Annotated in this window: 15 protein-coding genes; 7 read left to right on the forward strand and 8 right to left on the reverse strand. The window is 73.2% G+C overall.

All coding sequences use genetic code 11. The features are described 5' to 3' along the window. Nucleotides 1-378: 378 nt before the first annotated feature. From uraD to ACIRFL_RS25360, 4 genes are read left to right on the forward strand one after another with little or no spacing between them, the layout of a single operon-like run. Nucleotides 379-891, forward strand: coding sequence for a 2-oxo-4-hydroxy-4-carboxy-5-ureidoimidazoline decarboxylase (gene uraD / locus ACIRFL_RS25345; RefSeq protein ID WP_404032497.1), 513 nt, complete (start codon nt 379-381; stop codon nt 889-891). Between the two features lie 2 nt (nt 892-893). Then, nucleotides 894-1,346, forward strand: coding sequence for a hydroxyisourate hydrolase (locus ACIRFL_RS25350; protein WP_404032500.1), 453 nt, complete (start codon nt 894-896; stop codon nt 1,344-1,346). Nucleotides 1,347-1,350: 4 nt separating this feature from the next. Further along, complete coding sequence (gene pucL, locus ACIRFL_RS25355) at nt 1,351-2,253, forward strand: factor-independent urate hydroxylase (protein WP_404032503.1); 903 nt, start codon at nt 1,351-1,353, stop codon at nt 2,251-2,253. 20 nt (nt 2,254-2,273) lie between these two features. Then, complete coding sequence (locus tag ACIRFL_RS25360; protein WP_404032506.1) at nt 2,274-3,650, forward strand: 8-oxoguanine deaminase; 1,377 nt, start codon at nt 2,274-2,276, stop codon at nt 3,648-3,650. 239 nt (nt 3,651-3,889) lie between these two features. Here the strand turns inward: ACIRFL_RS25360 and ACIRFL_RS25365 are convergent, their stop codons facing one another. Beyond that, the gene (locus ACIRFL_RS25365) at nt 3,890-5,320 is read right to left on the reverse strand and encodes an MFS transporter (protein WP_404032509.1); all 1,431 of its coding nucleotides are present in this window, start codon (nt 5,318-5,320) and stop codon (nt 3,890-3,892) included. 142 nt (nt 5,321-5,462) lie between these two features. Here ACIRFL_RS25365 and ACIRFL_RS25370 point away from each other — a divergent pair, with 142 nt between their 5' ends. Beyond that, nucleotides 5,463-5,864: a winged helix-turn-helix transcriptional regulator gene (locus ACIRFL_RS25370; protein WP_404032512.1), complete on the forward strand. Its 402-nt coding sequence runs from the start codon at nt 5,463-5,465 to the stop codon at nt 5,862-5,864. 106 nt (nt 5,865-5,970) lie between these two features. Here the strand turns inward: ACIRFL_RS25370 and ACIRFL_RS25375 are convergent, their stop codons facing one another. From ACIRFL_RS25375 to ACIRFL_RS25390, 4 genes are all read right to left on the reverse strand, one after another. Next, nucleotides 5,971-6,393 carry an acyl-CoA thioesterase gene (locus ACIRFL_RS25375; RefSeq protein WP_404032515.1) on the reverse strand — a complete coding sequence of 141 codons (423 nt, stop codon included), beginning with the start codon at nt 6,391-6,393 and terminating at the stop codon, nt 5,971-5,973. A gap of 55 nt (nt 6,394-6,448) precedes the next feature. After that, nucleotides 6,449-7,120, reverse strand: a complete 672-nt coding sequence (locus tag ACIRFL_RS25380; RefSeq protein WP_404032518.1) for a hypothetical protein — start codon at nt 7,118-7,120, stop codon at nt 6,449-6,451. 119 nt (nt 7,121-7,239) lie between these two features. Further along, entirely contained in the window at nt 7,240-7,836 is a 597-nt protein-coding gene (locus tag ACIRFL_RS25385; RefSeq protein ID WP_404032521.1) for a histidine phosphatase family protein, read from the reverse strand. 106 nt (nt 7,837-7,942) lie between these two features. Next, nucleotides 7,943-9,151: a pyridoxal phosphate-dependent aminotransferase gene (locus ACIRFL_RS25390; protein ID WP_404032523.1), complete on the reverse strand. Its 1,209-nt coding sequence runs from the start codon at nt 9,149-9,151 to the stop codon at nt 7,943-7,945. Nucleotides 9,152-9,238: 87 nt separating this feature from the next. Here ACIRFL_RS25390 and ACIRFL_RS25395 point away from each other — a divergent pair, with 87 nt between their 5' ends. Next, complete coding sequence (locus tag ACIRFL_RS25395; protein WP_404032526.1) at nt 9,239-9,865, forward strand: winged helix-turn-helix transcriptional regulator; 627 nt, start codon at nt 9,239-9,241, stop codon at nt 9,863-9,865. A gap of 41 nt (nt 9,866-9,906) precedes the next feature. Here the strand turns inward: ACIRFL_RS25395 and ACIRFL_RS25400 are convergent, their stop codons facing one another. The 3 genes from ACIRFL_RS25400 to ACIRFL_RS25410 are packed head-to-tail and all read right to left on the reverse strand — an operon-like array spanning nt 9,907 to nt 13,508. Continuing rightward, nucleotides 9,907-10,719 carry a hypothetical protein gene (locus tag ACIRFL_RS25400; protein ID WP_404032529.1) on the reverse strand — a complete coding sequence of 271 codons (813 nt, stop codon included), beginning with the start codon at nt 10,717-10,719 and terminating at the stop codon, nt 9,907-9,909. Continuing rightward, nucleotides 10,719-11,981, reverse strand: a complete 1,263-nt coding sequence (locus ACIRFL_RS25405) for a VWA domain-containing protein (protein ID WP_404032532.1) — start codon at nt 11,979-11,981, stop codon at nt 10,719-10,721. The genes ACIRFL_RS25400 and ACIRFL_RS25405 overlap by 1 nt, the downstream gene beginning before the upstream one ends. Before the next feature lie 9 nt (nt 11,982-11,990). Beyond that, nucleotides 11,991-13,508, reverse strand: coding sequence for an IucA/IucC family protein (locus ACIRFL_RS25410; RefSeq protein ID WP_404032535.1), 1,518 nt, complete (start codon nt 13,506-13,508; stop codon nt 11,991-11,993). Nucleotides 13,509-13,631: 123 nt separating this feature from the next. Here ACIRFL_RS25410 and ACIRFL_RS25415 point away from each other — a divergent pair, with 123 nt between their 5' ends. Continuing rightward, nucleotides 13,632-15,137 (forward strand): IucA/IucC family protein, encoded by a 1,506-nt coding sequence (locus ACIRFL_RS25415; protein ID WP_404032537.1) that lies wholly within the window; start codon nt 13,632-13,634, stop codon nt 15,135-15,137. Nucleotides 15,138-15,146 lie beyond the last annotated feature (9 nt).

A 15,146-nucleotide genomic window follows, 5' to 3' on the forward strand; every position in this document is an offset into this window, starting at 1 on the left:
AGAAACCACGATGCTCCCGCACTTGAGCGACGGGCAGGTGTGCCCCGTAAGGGGCGCGGGGAACTGCGCGAGAAACCACGACGCTCCCGCACTTGAGCGACGGGCAGGTGTGCCCCGTAAGGGGCGCGGGGAACTGCGCGAGAAACCACGACGCACCCGCACTTGAGCGACGGCCGAGGCTCCCCGCAGGGGCCCGCACCCGAACGACGGCCAAGCCCCCCGCAGGGGACCCGCGTCCGAAAGCCGACCCCCGGGGCCAACCCGGCGGAGCCTCCGTCACCCGGAATTTTCAACAAAGTGTTGACGCGGTGATATGCAGGGCGTTAGCTGGCCGCAGCCCGATCCGCACGAAGGCCGCCCGCGGCCACGGAGGCTCCCGTGACCTCGACCGACACGCCCCCGGGGCTGGCCCGGTTCAACACCCTGGAGGAGCACAGGGCCCGCGCCGCCCTGCACGAGGCGTGCGCCTGCGCGGCATGGGTCCGACGGTTGCTCGCCCACCGGCCCTACGCCACCGTCGACGACCTCTGCGCCGCCAGCGACGCCGCCATGGCCGCGCTGACCGCCGAGGACCTGGCGGAGGCGATGGCCGGGCACCCGCCGATCGGCCGCCCCACACCGGGCGACGCGACCTCCGCCCGGGAGCAGCGCGGCATGGCGGACGCCGCCGATGACCTGAGGGCCGAGATGCTGGCCCTGAACCTGGCCTACCAGGACCGGTTCGGCCATGTGTTCCTCATCTGCGCCACGGGGAAGACGGCGGAACAGATGAGGGACGCGGTCAAGGAGCGGATCGGTAACACGCCCGAGCGGGAGCGTGAGATCGTCCGCGCCGAACTGGGAAGGATCAACCGCATCCGACTGGCCCGACTCGTCGAAGAGGACGCCTGAGCATGACCACGAGCACCGCCGCCGCACCGCCGGGTCCGGTGTCCACGCACATCCTGGACACCAGCATCGGCCGCCCCGCCGAGGGCGTCGCCGTCCGGCTCGCCGCCCGCGCCGGACGCCACGCCGACTGGCGGCCGCTCGGCGGCTCCGTGACCGACGCGGACGGCCGGTGCCGGGACCTGCCGGCGCTGCCGGAGGCGACCACACATGTACGGCTCGACTTCGAGGTCGAGGCGTACTTCAAAAACAGCGCGAACAGCGCGAACAGCGCGAACAGCGCGAACGGCGCGGACGAGCAAGCCGACGCGCGGCAGGACGCCCCCGCGCATCGCGGCGGCGGAGCCGGTGTGTTCTTCCCGGAGGTGGCGATCACCTTCGCCGTGCACCCCGGGGAGCACTACCACGTACCGCTGCTGCTCACCCCGTTCGGCTACTCCGTCTACCGAGGGAGCTAGCACAGTGCCCATCCTTGGACAGAACCAGTACGGCAAGGCCGAGAACCGGGTCGTACGCGTCACGCGGGACGGTACGACCCACCACATCAAGGACCTCAATGTGTCGGTGTCGCTGAGCGGCGACATGCGCGAGGTCCACTACTCAGGCTCCAACGCCAACGTCCTGCCGACCGACACCACCAAGAACACGGTGTACGCGTTCGCCAAGGAGTACGGCATCGACTCCGCCGAGCAGTTCGGCATCCGCCTCGCACGGCACTTCGTGACCTCGCAGGAGCCGATCCACCGGGCCCGCGTCCGCATCGAGGAGTACGCCTGGGAGCGCATCGAGCACTCCGGAGAGGGCGCGCACTCGTTCGTCCGCACCGGCCAGGAGACCCGGCTGGCCCAGATCACCTACGACGGCTCCTCCTGGGAGGTCGTCTCCGGTCTGCAGGACCTGACGGTGATGAACACGACCGACTCCGAGTTCCGCGGCTACGTCAAGGACAAGTACACGACGCTCCCGGAGGCGTACGACCGCGTCCTGGCCACCCAGGTCCGCGGACGCTGGCGGTTCAACTGGAGCCGCGACGACCAGGAGACGCCCGACTGGGAGACCTCCTACCGGGAGACGAGGAGACACCTGCTCCAGGCATTCGCCGAGACCTACTCCCGCTCCCTGCAGCAGACGCTGTACCAGATGGGCGCCCGCGTCATCGACCAGCGCGGCGAGATCGACGAGGTCCGCTTCTCGCTCCCCAACCAGCACCACTTCCTGGTCGACCTGGAGCCGTTCGGGCTGAAGAACGACACCGCCGACGGAGCGGTCTACCTCGCCGCCGACCGCCCCTACGGCCTGATCGAGGCCACCGTGCTGCGGGACGGGTGCGAGGCGCGGATCCCGGTGGACCTCACCAACCTGTGACGCAAGCGAGAGGACGAAGCATGGCATCCGGGCGCATCGTCATCGAGAACGCCGCGATCGCGACCGTCGACGCGCACGACACCGAGTACGCGGACGGGCATGTGATCGTCGCCGGCCACCGCATCGAGGCGGTCGGCGCGGGCCGGGCCCCCGAGGGCCTGCCGGACGTGGTGCGCCGCATCGACGCCGGCGGCCACCTCGTGACCCCGGGCCTGGTCAACACCCACCACCACTTCTACCAGTGGATCACCCGCGGCCTGGCCACGGACCACAACCTGTTCGACTGGCTGGTCGCGCTGTACCCGACCTGGGCGCGCATCGACGAGCCGATGGTGTACGCGGCGGCCCAGGGCTCGCTGGCGATGATGGCCCGCGGTGGCGTGACCACCGCGGCGGACCACCACTACGTCTACCCGCGGGGCTGTGGCGACCTGTCCGGGGCGATCATCCGCGCCGCCCGCGAGACGGGTGTCCGGTTCACCCTCGCCCGCGGTTCGATGGACCGCGGCCACAAGGACGGCGGGCTGCCGCCGGACTTCGCCGTCGAGAGCCTGGAGGACGCCCTCGCCGCGACCGAGGAGACCGTCCGCCTGCACCACGACGCCTCCTTCGACGCCATGACACAGGTCGCCGTCGCGCCCTGCTCGCCCTTCTCCGTCTCCACCGAACTCCTCAAGCAGGGCGCCGAACTGGCCCGCCGGCTCGGCGTACGGCTGCACACCCACGGCTCGGAGACCGTCGAGGAGGAGAAGTTCTGCCACGAACAGTTCGGCATGGGCCCGACCGACTACCTGGAGTCCACGGGCTGGCTCGGCGACGACGTGTGGATGGCGCACTGCGTCCACATGAACGACTCCGACATCGCCGCCTTCGCCCGCACACGGACCGGCGTCGCGCACTGCCCCTCCTCCAACGCCCGCCTCGCCGCCGGCATCGCCCGCGTCCCCGACCTGCTCGCCGCCGGCGTCCCGGTCGGCCTCGGCGTCGACGGTACGGCCTCCAACGAGTCCGGCGAACTCCACACCGAACTGCGCAACGCCCTGCTGATCAACCGCCTCGGCGCCCATCGTGAGGCCGCGCTGAACGCCCGCCAGGCGCTGCGGCTCGGTACGTACGGCGGCGCTCAGGTGCTGGGCCGCGCCGACCAGATCGGCTCGCTGGAGCCGGGCAAGCTGGCCGACCTGGTGCTGTGGAGGATGGACACCCTCGCGCACGCCTCCATCGCCGACCCGGTGACCGCTCTCGTCTTCGGCGCGGCGGCCCCGGTCACCGCCTCCTTCGTGAACGGCCGGCAGATCGTGCGGGACGGGCGGCTGCTGCACGTCGACGAGGACGCCGTCGCCCGGTCCACCCGGGCCGAGGCCCAACGCCTGGCACGGCTCACCACCGAGCGCTGACCGGCGGCGCCGCCGCTCACAGCGAGGTCTGCTGAACCTTGGTCACCGGGAGACCCACTTCAGGGCGGACGCCGGCCCGTCGCCGTCAAGGAACGCGAACGCGACCCGGTGGACGACCGGGGCCCGGGTGGTGTCGCGGATCGTGTACTCGGCCGAGAACACGAGACGGCCGTGCCGCCGTTCGCGGCCCCGGCTCGATGTCGCCGGTGTGGCGCCAGGGCCGCCGTGTGCGGCGCCCCTCACCGGCTGCGGGGCCGCAGCACCGCCCCGGCCAGCACCAGGGCCGCCACCGCGATCCCGGCCGCCACCTTGAACGCCAGTCGGTAGCCGTCGGCGGTGGCCGGAAGAAGGGCGGTGCCCCGGGCGAGGACGGTGTCCGTGCGGGTCGCGGCCAGTGTGGTCAGGGCGGCCAGGCCCAGTGAACCGCCCACCACCTGCGTGGTGTTGAACAGCCCCGAGGCCAGCCCCGCGTCCTCGGCGCGGGCCCCCGACATCGCGAGCCCGGTCAGCGCGGGCATCGCCGCCGCGAAACCCGCGGCCAGCAGGAGCAGCGGCGGCAGCACATCGGTGGCGTAACGGCCGTCGACGGGCGCCCGGCTCAGCAGGGCCATCCCCGCGATGATCAGCACGAGACCGCCCAGCAGCACCCGGTACGGCCCGAACCGGCCGATGGTGCGGGCCGACAGGCCCAGCATCAGCAGCCCGATCGCGACCGGCGCCGGCAGGAAGGCGAAACCGGTCGCCAACTCGCCGAAGCCCAGGACGCGTTGCACATAAAGCGCGCCGATGAACTGGAACCCGTACATCGTCGCGATCATCAGCACCTGGACCGCGTTCGCGCCGGTCAGCACCCGGGAGCGGAACAGCCGCAGCCGCAGCAGCGGGCGCGCGGCCCGCGCCTGGCGCAGTACGAACGCGCCGAACAGCACGAGGGCGAGCGCGGCGAGCGACAGCGTGCCCGTCAGGCCGCGGTCCCCGGCGCCGACGATGACGTACACCGTCAGCATCAGGGCGCCGGTCACCAGCGCCGCCCCCGGATAGTCGGCGCCCCGCCCGGCTCCCAGGCCGCGCTCGGGCGTGAGGATCCGGACGGCCGCCAGCCATGCGGTGACACCGATCGGCAGATTGATCAGGAAGATCCAGTGCCAGCCCAGGGCCTCGGTGAGCGCCCCGCCGAGGAAGGTGCCGAGCGCCCCGCCCGCGGCCCCGACGGCGCTGAACACCGCGATGGCGCGGGCCTGTTCCGTCGGCTCCGGGAAGAGCGCGACCAGCATGCCGAGCACCACGGCGGACGCCATCGCACCGCCCACACCCTGTGCCGCCCGGGCGGCGATGAGCAGGCCCGGTCCGGTGGCGACCCCGGCCAGCAGCGAGGCCGCGGTGAACACGGCGAGCCCCGCCGTGAACATCCGCTTGCGGCCCGCCAGATCGCCGAGCCGGCCGACCAGCAGGAGCAGCCCGCCGAAGGGGATCAGATAGGCGTTGACGACCCAGGCGAGCCCGGGGCCGCTGAAGCCGAGGTCGCTCTGGATGGCGGGCATCGCCACCGTGACGATGTTTCCGTCCAGGATCGTCATGAGCGTGCCCGCGCAGAGCACGACGAGGGACGCCCAGCGGGAGTACGTCCGGGACGGGGTCACCCGTGCCGGTGGCTCGGTCGTGGTCGGCATGGGCTGATGGCCTCCGCATTCTCCGGGGGGATACCCACGGGGGCCGAACGGCGCCCGCGGGTACTGTTCGTGCTCTTGGTGCACGACTTGTAACGGGGACCATCGTGAGTGACCATGGAGGTCGGCAGAAGGAGGCAGTTCGATGTCCCAGAGGAACACCGGTGTAACGGTCCAGGCAGTCAACGCGCACGCCTGCCCGGTCCGCGAAGTTCTTGACAGGGTCGCCGGGAAATGGAGCGTGCAGATCCTCGTCGCGGCGGCGCACGGGCCCATCCGGTTCACCGAACTGGAACGCTCCGTCGAGGGCATCAGCCGCCGCATGCTCACCCTGACCCTGCGCAACCTGGAGCGCGACGGCCTGGTCACCCGGACCGTGCATCCGACGGTGCCGCCGAAGGTGGAGTACCGACTGACGCCGGTGGCCCACGAGTTGCACGAGACGCTGCAACAGCTGACGGACTGGGCCGAGCGCCACCGCGGCCATATCGCGCAGGCGCGGGCGGCCTACGACGCCGAGCACCGACCGGAACTGCTCGACGCGTAGGCCGCGCGCGGGCTCGCCGCGCGGCGGGGGTCCGCCGCGTGGCGGGGGTCCGCCGCGTGGCGGGGGTCCGCCGCGTGGCGGGGGTCCGCCGCGTGGCGGGGGTCCGCTACAGCCCGAGCGGGCCGAGGTCCGTCGCCAGTTCCTTGAAGACCTCCCGTGGATCGGCGACCAGCTTCCGCAGTTTCAGGTCGAGGATCCCGCCGACCGCGCTGATCTCGGCGGCCACGGTGCCGTCGGTCTTGCGTATCGTCTGCAGGATCCGGAACGTCTTGCCGGCGCCCCACTCGAACGCGCAGGTCACCTCGACCTCGTCACCGGCCAGCAGCTCACGCAGATAGCGGATCCTGGTCTCCAGCGCGACCGGGCCCACGCCCTGTCCGACGAGCCGGGTCTGGCTGACCCCGACCGCCTGGAGCAGCGACCAGCGGGCGTGCTCCGCGTAGTTGAGGTACACCGCCTGGTTGAGGTGTCCCTGGACATCCGTCTCGTATCCGCGGACGGTCACCCGGACGGAAAACGGCTCGCTCACGGTTGGCCTCTCTCGTGTAGGACGCCCTGATGTCCTTGATCCTGGCACGCCCGCCTCACACCCGGCGCGGGGAGGCCAGCACATAGCGCTCACGCGTCCGCGGCTGCGTGTACTCGCCGGCCTGCCAGCCCGCTTCCTCCAGCGTGGCCGCGTACGCCCTAAGCGCCCCGGCGTCCGGCGCGTACACCGCGACCGCCTCCGGCTGCGGGGTCGCACGCACCCGGTACCCGTCGGCGTCCGGCCCGGCCGGGCGGTGGCCTGCCGCCTCCAGGGCGAGGGCGGCGGCCCGCACCAGATGGGCGCGTTCCCAGCCGCAGGGCCGGTCGGCGGCCCCGTCCGGGTTGGTCATCCGGCGCAGTTCGAGCAGGCCCTGCCAGGCGCTGTGCACCTCGCGCGCCCGCGCGGGCCCTGACGGGACGCCGGCCTCTTCCGCGCCGCCGACCCGGGCCGCGAAGACCCCGCCGTCCGCGGCGGGCGCGCCGGCCGGTGCGGCGGGCCCGGCGGGGGCGGATGCCGCTGTGGCCGGGCCCGCGGCCGGCGCGGCCGTCTCCCGCAGGCGGTGTCCCGGCGGGGTGAGGAAGTGGTCGTGCGGCGGACGCGGATGCCTGAAGGCGAGCCCGCGCCGCACCAGCGCTTCGAGCTGCGCCTCCGTGCCCCGCAGCCGCCCGGTGACCGGGTCGGCGGCGTCGATCACGCGCCGCTGCGCGGCGGTCGGCGGTCGGGTCACGCTCTGCTCCTCCCCGGTGGTCGTCCGCTGCCGGGATCCGGCGGCCGGCTCCTTCGCACCCTACGACCTGGGTACGACAGCGGGTGCGCCGCGGGTGCCGGGGCCCGTGCCGGTCGGTGTCACGGATCCGGCCGCAGGTTCCAGCCCGCGACGACCGGGCGGTCGTGTTCGGTGCCCAGCTGGCACAGCGTTCCGGTGGCGAGGAGGAACAGGGCCCCGTGGGTGGCCGGAAGGCCGAGCCGACGGGCGGTGAGGACCCGCAGGAAATGCCCATGCGCGACCAGAAGCACGCCCTCGGTGCCGGCGAGCGCGGCGCCCACCTTGGCCAGGACCCGGTCGGCCCGCGCGCCGACCTGCCGCGGGCTCTCCCCGGGGTGCTCCGGCGGGCCCGGCGCCACCCCGTCCGTGAACAGGAACCAGCCGGGCCGGGTGCGGTGGATGTCCGCGGTGGTGACCCCCTCGTAGCCCCCGTAGTCCCATTCGCGCAGGTCGGCGTCGACGCGGGCGTCGCCCACACCGATCAGCCGGGCGGTCTCCCGGGCCCGTCCCAAGGGGCTGACGAAGGCCGCGCCGATGCGCTGCGAGCGCACCAGCGGGACCAGCCGGCGCGCCTCGTCCCGGCCGTGCTCGGTCAGCGGCACGTCCGTCCAGCCGGTGTGCCGTCCGGACCGCGACCACTCGGTCTCACCGTGCCGGACGAGAAAGAGGTCGCCCACCTGCCCACCCTTCCCGCGCGTCTTCTCGCACCGTGGCACGGCAGGCCGGTGGCCGCAGGCGGGACTGGGCCGGACGGACCCCGGGCGGCACCCGGGCCGCGGGCGGTCACTGCCGGTAGCCGCCGAGGAACCGTCCGATCCGCCCGATCGCCGCCTCCAGGTCGTCCGCTTGCGGCAGGGTGAGGATCCGGAAGTGGTCCGGGGCCCGCCAGTTGAACCCGGTGCCCTGGACGACCTGGATCTTCTCGCGGAGCAGCAGGTCGAGGACGAACTTCTCGTCGTCGTGGATCCGGTGCACCTTGGGGTCGAGGCGCGGGAAGGCGTACAGCGCACCCTTGGGCTTCACACAGGACACGCCCGGGATCTCGTTGAGCCGTTCCCAGGCCACGTCCCGCTGCTCCCGCAGCCTGCCGCCGGGCGCCGTCAGTTCGCGGATGGACTGGCGGCCGCCGAGGGCCGCCTGAATCGCGTACTGGGCGGGCGCGTTGGCGCACAGCCGCATGGAGGCCAGCATCGTCAGGCCCTCCAGATAGTCCTTCGCGTGCTGCTTCGGGCCGGTGACCACCAGCCAGCCCGAGCGGAAGCCGGCCACCCGGTACGTCTTGGACAGCCCGCAGAAGGTGAGGACGACCAGGTCGGGGGCGAGCGCGGCGGTGGAGTGGTGGACGGCGTCGTCGTAGAGGATCTGGTCGTAGATCTCGTCGGCGAAGACCATCAGGCCGTGGCGGCGGGCGAGGTCGAGGATGCCCTCAAGGATCTCCTTGGGGTAGACGGCCCCGGTCGGGTTGTTGGGGTTGATGACGACCACGGCCTTGGTGCGGTCCGTGATCTTGGCGGCCATGTCGGCCAGGTCCGGGTACCACTCCGCCTGCTCGTCGCACAGGTAGTGGACTGCCTTGCCCCCCGCCAGGGTGGTCACCGCCGTCCACAGCGGGAAGTCCGGTGCCGGTACCAGGATCTCGTCGCCGTCCTCCACCAGCGCCTGGACGGCCATCGACACCAGTTCGGAGACGCCGTTGCCGAGGAAGACGTCGTCGACGCCGACCGCGAGGCCCAGGTTCTGGTAGCGCTGGGCGACCGCTCGGCGGGCGGAGAGGATGCCGCGCGAGTCCGTGTAGCCGTGCGCCTGCGGCAGCATCCGGATCATGTCCTGAAGGATCTCCTCCGGTGCCTCGAAGCCGAACAGCGCGGGGTTGCCGGTGTTCAGGCGCAGCACGCTGTGACCCGCCTCCTCCAGCGCGTTGGCGTGCTCGATCACCGGGCCGCGGATCTCGTAGCAGACCTCGCTGAGCTTGTTCGACTGCCGGAACTCCATGCGCCGCTTCCCCTCAGGTAACTGGTGTTGCTTGGTTTTACCAAGTGAGAGCTTGGAAAGTCCAACAACATGTCTAGACTGCGTCGCATGTCACCTCGCCGAAGCTACGACCAGTACTGTTCCGCCGCCCGCGCGCTCGACCTCGTCGGCGACCGCTGGACCCTGCTGATCGTCCGGGAGCTGCTGGCCGGCCCGCGCCGCTACACGGACCTGCACGCCGACCTGCCGGGGGTGAGCACGGACGTACTCGCCTCACGGCTGAAGGACATGGAGCGGGACGGGCTCACCACCCGCCGCAGGCTGCCCCCGCCCGGCGCCGCCTACGTCTACGAACTGACCGTGCGTGGACGGCAGTTGCTGCCCGTGCTGCACGCGCTCGGCACCTGGGGGCGGACGGAGCTGGCCGAGCGCAGGCCCACGGACGCGGTGCGCGCGCACTGGTTCGCGCTGCCGCTGCTGCGGGCGCTGGACGGCGAGGGACTGGTCGAAGTCCACCTGGAAGAAGGGGACTTCCATCTGTACGCCGGCCGCGAGGAAGGGCCGGTGTACGGCGAAGGGCGGGCCCCCGCTGAGCCCGACGCACGGCTCGCGATGGACACCGGGACATGCACGGACATCGCCCGCGGCACGCTCACCCTGCGCGACGCGGTACGGGCCGGACGCGTCGCCGTCACCGGGGACGGCACGCTCGCCAAGGCGCTACGGGAGCCGTAGAGACACGGAAGGCCCGCCGTGGCGGCGGGCCTTCGCGGGGGTCAGGCGCCCGGGGGTATCCGGGACGGCCGGCCTGTGCCACGGGTCAGCGCGTACCCGCCGATGCCGGCCAGCGCGGCCAGCACGCCGCCCACCCCGGTCCACACCCAGCGGTCCGACCACCAGCCGGACGACCAGCCGCCGTCGGGCTCGATGCTGGACAGCACCGCCGACTTCACCGATCCGTCCTCGTCCGCACCGGCGGCGTCCGACGTCACCGAGACGCCGGGCACCAGCGGCTGCGCCAGCGAGCCGTCCACCGCGGCCGAACCGCCGATCTCCTTGGATCCGACGCGGACTTCGGCGCTCACCGGCAGGCCCAGATCGGCCGGGGCGGCGTTCACCACCGTCAGCCGGATGTAGTAGGTGCCCGGCAGCGGGTCGTTCGCCCACGGCTCCGACCAGGCCCGTACCGTGCGCAGCACGCACGCCGTCTCGACGGTGGCGGCGCCCTCGGCCGCGGTGCGGGTCTGGGCGCCGTACTGGCAGGACTGGCGGCGGCGCAGACCGTCGTACACGTCCAGCTGCCACGTCTGGGCGCCGTGCGTGTCGGGCAGCTTGACCGTGGCCCTGACGTCGGGGCGCTGCCCGGCGTCCGCCGGGAACGACCAGTACAGATAGTCGCCCGTGGAAGCGCTCGCGGTGGCCCGCTGGCCCTGTTCGATCTCGGTCGCCGTACGGAACGACGTCCCCGCCCGGGTGGGCGCGCCGCCGTCGTCCGAGGCGCCCGGCGACGGGGAGGAGTCGGCAGCCGTGGGACCCGCGGCCAGCCCGAGCGCCAGCAGGGCGCCGCTCAATACCTTGGTGATCCGCATCAGTTGGTCCTCCAGACCGCGACCCGCCAGCGCGACAGCCAGCCCCACAGCACACCGGCGACAAAGCCGGTCAGCACCAGCGCGCCGAGCAGCCACCAGCCGCGGCCGAGACCGAAGGCGGCCACATCGCTCGCCCTGCTCGGGCCGTCCACGACGTCGACGGTCAGCTCCAGCGGCAGCCCCGGCGTCGTCTTCACCCCGGCGGCCACCGAGAAGGAGTTGGTGACCTGGAGGCACACCGTCTCCGCGGTGGCGGTGTCGTCGTCGCTCTCCGGCTTCGGATAGCGCAGGCCCGTCGAGAGGACGTCCGTACGGCCGTTGCCCGCGGCCTCGCCGCGCACGATCTCCCGGCCGTGCACCGTGACGGCCCGCAGCAGCACCCCGTGGTCGGGGTTGACGGCCCGGTCCGCGGCCACGCTCACCGAGGCGCGCAGCTCCTGGCCGGGGTTGACGTCCACCTTGTACCAGCGCTGCTGCCCGAACTCCTCGCGGTCCGTGTACAGCCCGGCCTTCAGCGCGGGCGCCTTCGCGCACTCGGCGGCCCCCTCGGCCGCCACCGGAGTCACCACCGGTTCCGCGGCGCGGTCCACCAACTCGCCGACGCGGTCGCTGAGTTCTTCCTTGTGCTGCACGGAGGTGTAGGTGCCGCCGGTGGCGTCCGCGATGCAGATGAGCTGGTCGCGGGTCTTGGCGTCGGGCACAAGACCGAGGGTGTCGATGGTCAGCCCGATGCCCTTGGCGGCTATCTCGCGGGCCACCTCGCACGGGTCGAGCGGCGGGCAGGTGTCCTCGCCGTCGGTGATCAGCACGATACGGCGGGTCCCCTCGCCGCCGTCGAGGTCGCCGGCCGCCTGCCGCAGCGCGGGCCCGATCGGCGTCCAGCCGGTCGGCACGAGCGTCGCCACCGCCGTCTTGGCCTCGGTCCGGTCCAGCGGGCCCACCGGGTAGAGCTGTTCGGTGTCCTGGCAGCCCTGCTTGCGGTCGTCGCCCGGGTAGTTGGCGCCCAGGGTGCGGATGCCGAGCCGCACCTCCTCGGGTGTCGCGTCGAGCACCTCGTTGAACGCCTGCTTCGCCGCGGCCATCCGCGACCCGCCGTCGATGTCCCGCGTACGCATGGAACCGCTGACGTCCAGCACGAGTTCCACCTTCGGAGCGGCCTGGTCCGTCTCGTCGGCGACCGCTCCGGCTGGGAACGCGATCCCGGCCGTCAGGGCGGCGAGCAGGGCGCAGACTCCCGCCGCCAGCCGTTGTGTTCTGATCATCGGCGGATCCTATTGATCAGAGGTGTCCTGTTCCAAAACGAGCGGGTTGGGCAGCGCGGCCCACTGGTCACCGGGGGTTCGCGGGGACAGCCGCATCAGGGTCAGCGCCTTGGCCGGCAGCGGCCCCTCGCGCAGCGCGGCCAGATCGGCGGTGCGCGGTACGTCCGGCAGGGCCGCGGCCAGTGCGGCCCGCAGCGCAGGACCCGAACCCGCAACCCCGGCCAGTGCACCCGCCACCAGCGAGCCGAACAGCTTGCGGCGCAGGGCCGGCACATCGTCCGTGACCAGACGGCCCGTCAGCTCCGGTGGGGTGATGCCGTGCCGGGCCAGCCGGGCGGGGCTGATCCGGATGTCGGCGAGGTCGCGGTAGACCAGACGCAGCGGATCGCCCGCCCCGGACAGCACCACCAGCAGATTCTGACCGTGCGCCTCCAGGGCCACGCCCCACTCCAGCAGCCGCAGCCCGACGGTGAGCGTCAGCCGGGCCAGCGCCGCCAGCCGGGCGGGGCTGTCCGGCAGACCGGTGCCGGCCAGCGCCGCCACCGGGAGCACATACTCTCCCGGCCCCGCGAACCGCTGCGGAGACTCGCGCAACACGGCCGCCAGATCGGGGGAGTTCGCGGTGGCCGCGCCCAGTGTGCGGGTGATGTGCAGCAACCCGTCCATGCGGTCCGACAGACTCTCCGCGAACGCCGACAGGGTCGCGGATGCGCCCACCGAGTACACCGAGATGTCCCGCACCGAGGATGTCAGCCGGGTGCTCAGGGCGGTCTTGACATGCGGGCCGCCGGGGACGGCCAGGGTGCGCAGGGACATCAGCGGATGAGCCGAAGGCCCGGGCTCACAAGGCGACTTGAGGACATGGGCGGCCTGCCACGGATGCACCGGGATCAGCAGCCGGCCCCCGTCCCGCAGCTCCGCGGGCCACGCACCCGTCAGCAGGCACTCCGAGGCCGCGACCGGCACCGTACCCAGCTGCACCACCGGCCGGTGCTCCGGCCCGTACGCGAACTGCTCCGCCACCGAGAAACCCGGCCGGGAACGGCAGTTGGGGTGGAACGGATGGCCGTCGACCACCCGCTGCTCCCACTCCCAGTCCCGCCGCGGCCACGCCCCCGGCGGCTCCGGGCTGCCCGCCCGTGACAGCGCCAACGAGGCGACACTGTGCGCCAGTTCTCCCGCGAAGCCCGCCGCGTTCGGCACCGCGAGAGCCGTCAGCAGCCGGGCGGGGTCGTCGTACGCCGCACCGTCCAGGAACACGGCGGTCACATATGGGTCGGTCGCGTACGGATCCGCGAGCGGCCCGCGCAGCGTGCGGCCGTCGGCGAGCCGCAGCGCGAGGCCGCCCGCCCCGGCCGTCCGGCGGGCGATCCACGGCAGCGGCTCATGGGCCAGCGCCCGCCACAGACGGGTCAGCACGGCCGCGCGGGCACCGGGCAGCTCGGCCGCGTACCGGGGCACGAGGCCGGGCCGCAGGCCGGCCAGCTCGGCGGCGACCTGGGCCTCGGCGGTGGGGGGACGGTGCACGGGCGGGCTCCTACGATCCAGGGTGGGTGGCAGCAATGCCGGGTTCCACAGACATACTGATCGCGATCGGACCGTGCGGCCGCACCGTGTGGGCCGTGCCACCCTGAGGACACACAACGACGAATGGACCGCGTGGACCTCATGCCCCCCAGCGACGACATCGGGGCGCGCGCCGACGCGTATGCCGCCGCGCCCCTGCTGAACTGCCTGCTCCGGGAGATCGCCGAGCCGCTGCCGGAATCCGGCGAGCCGCGCGCCCACCGGCTGCCCGGCAGCGGCCGGCTGCTGCGCGTGCGCGGCGGGCGGCGGCCCGCCGCACCCGAGGTCCACGCGGCCGGCGGCTGGCACCGCATCGGCCACACCGAGCTGGTCAAACTGGTCGCCGACGAGCTGCGCCGGCACACCGGGCTGTCCAACGACGACCTGCTCACGGAGATGATCGACAGCCGCGACGCGATCGCCGCGCTGCTCACCGCGCGCGCCGCGGCGACGCCGCCCGACGACCCCTACCGGCTCTCGGAGCAGTCCCTGGTCACCGGCCACCCCTACCATCCGGCGCCCAAGGCCCGCGGCGGCGGCCCGGTGCACCGCTGGCTGCCGTACGCCCCCGAGGCGTACGCACGCTTCCCGCTGGTGCTGCTCGGCGTGCGCGCGGACACGGTGGTCGAGGAGGGCGACACCACGGCGCTGGACGCCCTCGGCACCGCCCCGCCCGGCTACCGGCTGCTGCCCGCCCACCCCTGGCAGCTCGACCTGGTCGCCCGCACCCTCGCGCCCGCCTTCGCCGACGGGCGCCTGCTGCGGCTGGGCACGACCGCGTCGACCGCCTGGCCCACCGCGGCGATCCGCACCCTGTACGAGCCCGGGCACGATCTGTTTCTGAAGTTCAGCCTCGATGTGCGCATCACCAATGACATCCGCCGTCTGTGGCGTCATGACCTGCTGAAACTGCGCCGCACCGACGCCGCGGCGAGCCATGCCTTCGCCGCCTTCGACGGGCCCGCGGCCTGGCTCGCGGACCGCGGCTACCGCACCGCCGGCTTCGCCTTCGAGGAACTGGCCGTCCTCGTCCGCGACGGGCTGCGCGGCCATCTGCTGCCCGGCGCGACGCCGCTGCTCGCCGCCGGACTGGTGGAGGGCTTCACCGGTGACCCGCTGGCCACCGCCGCCGACCCGGCGGCCTGGTGGGCGGCGTATCTGCGCCAGGTCGTCCCGCCCGCCCTCGCCGCCTTCGCCGACCACGGCGTGGTGATCGAGGCGCATCTGCAGAACACGTTGGTCGCCGTGGACGGCGCCGGGACGCCGGTGCAGGCCCTGTTCCGGGACGCCGAGGGCGTCAAGCTGCTCCCGGACGTGTCCCGGGCGGCCGGCTGGGAACGGCTCGTGTACTGCCTGGTCGTCAACAACCTCATCGAGGTCGCCGCCGCCCTGGCCGAGCGCCACCCCGGATACGACCCCGGGCCGGCCGCCCGCCGGGAGCTGGCCCGGCACGACCTGCCCGAGGCCCGCGCACTGCTCGCCTCGCCCACCCTGCCCGGCAAGACGAACCTGCTGCTGCGCTGGACCCGAGCGGACGGCGCGGCCGCCCGCTACCTCCCCCTACCGAACCCCCTGACCCCCCACACCTGACCCCACACA

The sequence above is a fragment of the Streptomyces sp. NPDC102462 genome (assembly GCF_044765425.1).
GTDB lineage: Bacteria > Actinomycetota > Actinomycetes > Streptomycetales > Streptomycetaceae > Streptomyces.

What these genes read in the sequence shown, in the direction of transcription:
- ACIRFL_RS25350 (WP_404032500.1), top strand. Translation starts at nt 894, where the DNA reads ATGACCACGAGCACCGCCGCCGCACCGCCGGGTCCGGTGTCCACGCAC.
- ACIRFL_RS25360 (WP_404032506.1), top strand. Translation starts at nt 2,274, where the DNA reads ATGGCATCCGGGCGCATCGTCATCGAGAACGCCGCGATCGCGACCGTC.
- ACIRFL_RS25365 (WP_404032509.1), bottom strand. Translation starts at nt 5,320, where the DNA reads ATGCCGACCACGACCGAGCCACCGGCACGGGTGACCCCGTCCCGGACG.
- ACIRFL_RS25370 (WP_404032512.1), top strand. Translation starts at nt 5,463, where the DNA reads ATGTCCCAGAGGAACACCGGTGTAACGGTCCAGGCAGTCAACGCGCAC.
- ACIRFL_RS25390 (WP_404032523.1), bottom strand. Translation starts at nt 9,151, where the DNA reads ATGGAGTTCCGGCAGTCGAACAAGCTCAGCGAGGTCTGCTACGAGATC.
- ACIRFL_RS25395 (WP_404032526.1), top strand. Translation starts at nt 9,239, where the DNA reads ATGTCACCTCGCCGAAGCTACGACCAGTACTGTTCCGCCGCCCGCGCG.
- ACIRFL_RS25400 (WP_404032529.1), bottom strand. Translation starts at nt 10,719, where the DNA reads ATGCGGATCACCAAGGTATTGAGCGGCGCCCTGCTGGCGCTCGGGCTG.
- ACIRFL_RS25405 (WP_404032532.1), bottom strand. Translation starts at nt 11,981, where the DNA reads ATGATCAGAACACAACGGCTGGCGGCGGGAGTCTGCGCCCTGCTCGCC.
- ACIRFL_RS25415 (WP_404032537.1), top strand. Translation starts at nt 13,632, where the DNA reads ATGGACCGCGTGGACCTCATGCCCCCCAGCGACGACATCGGGGCGCGC.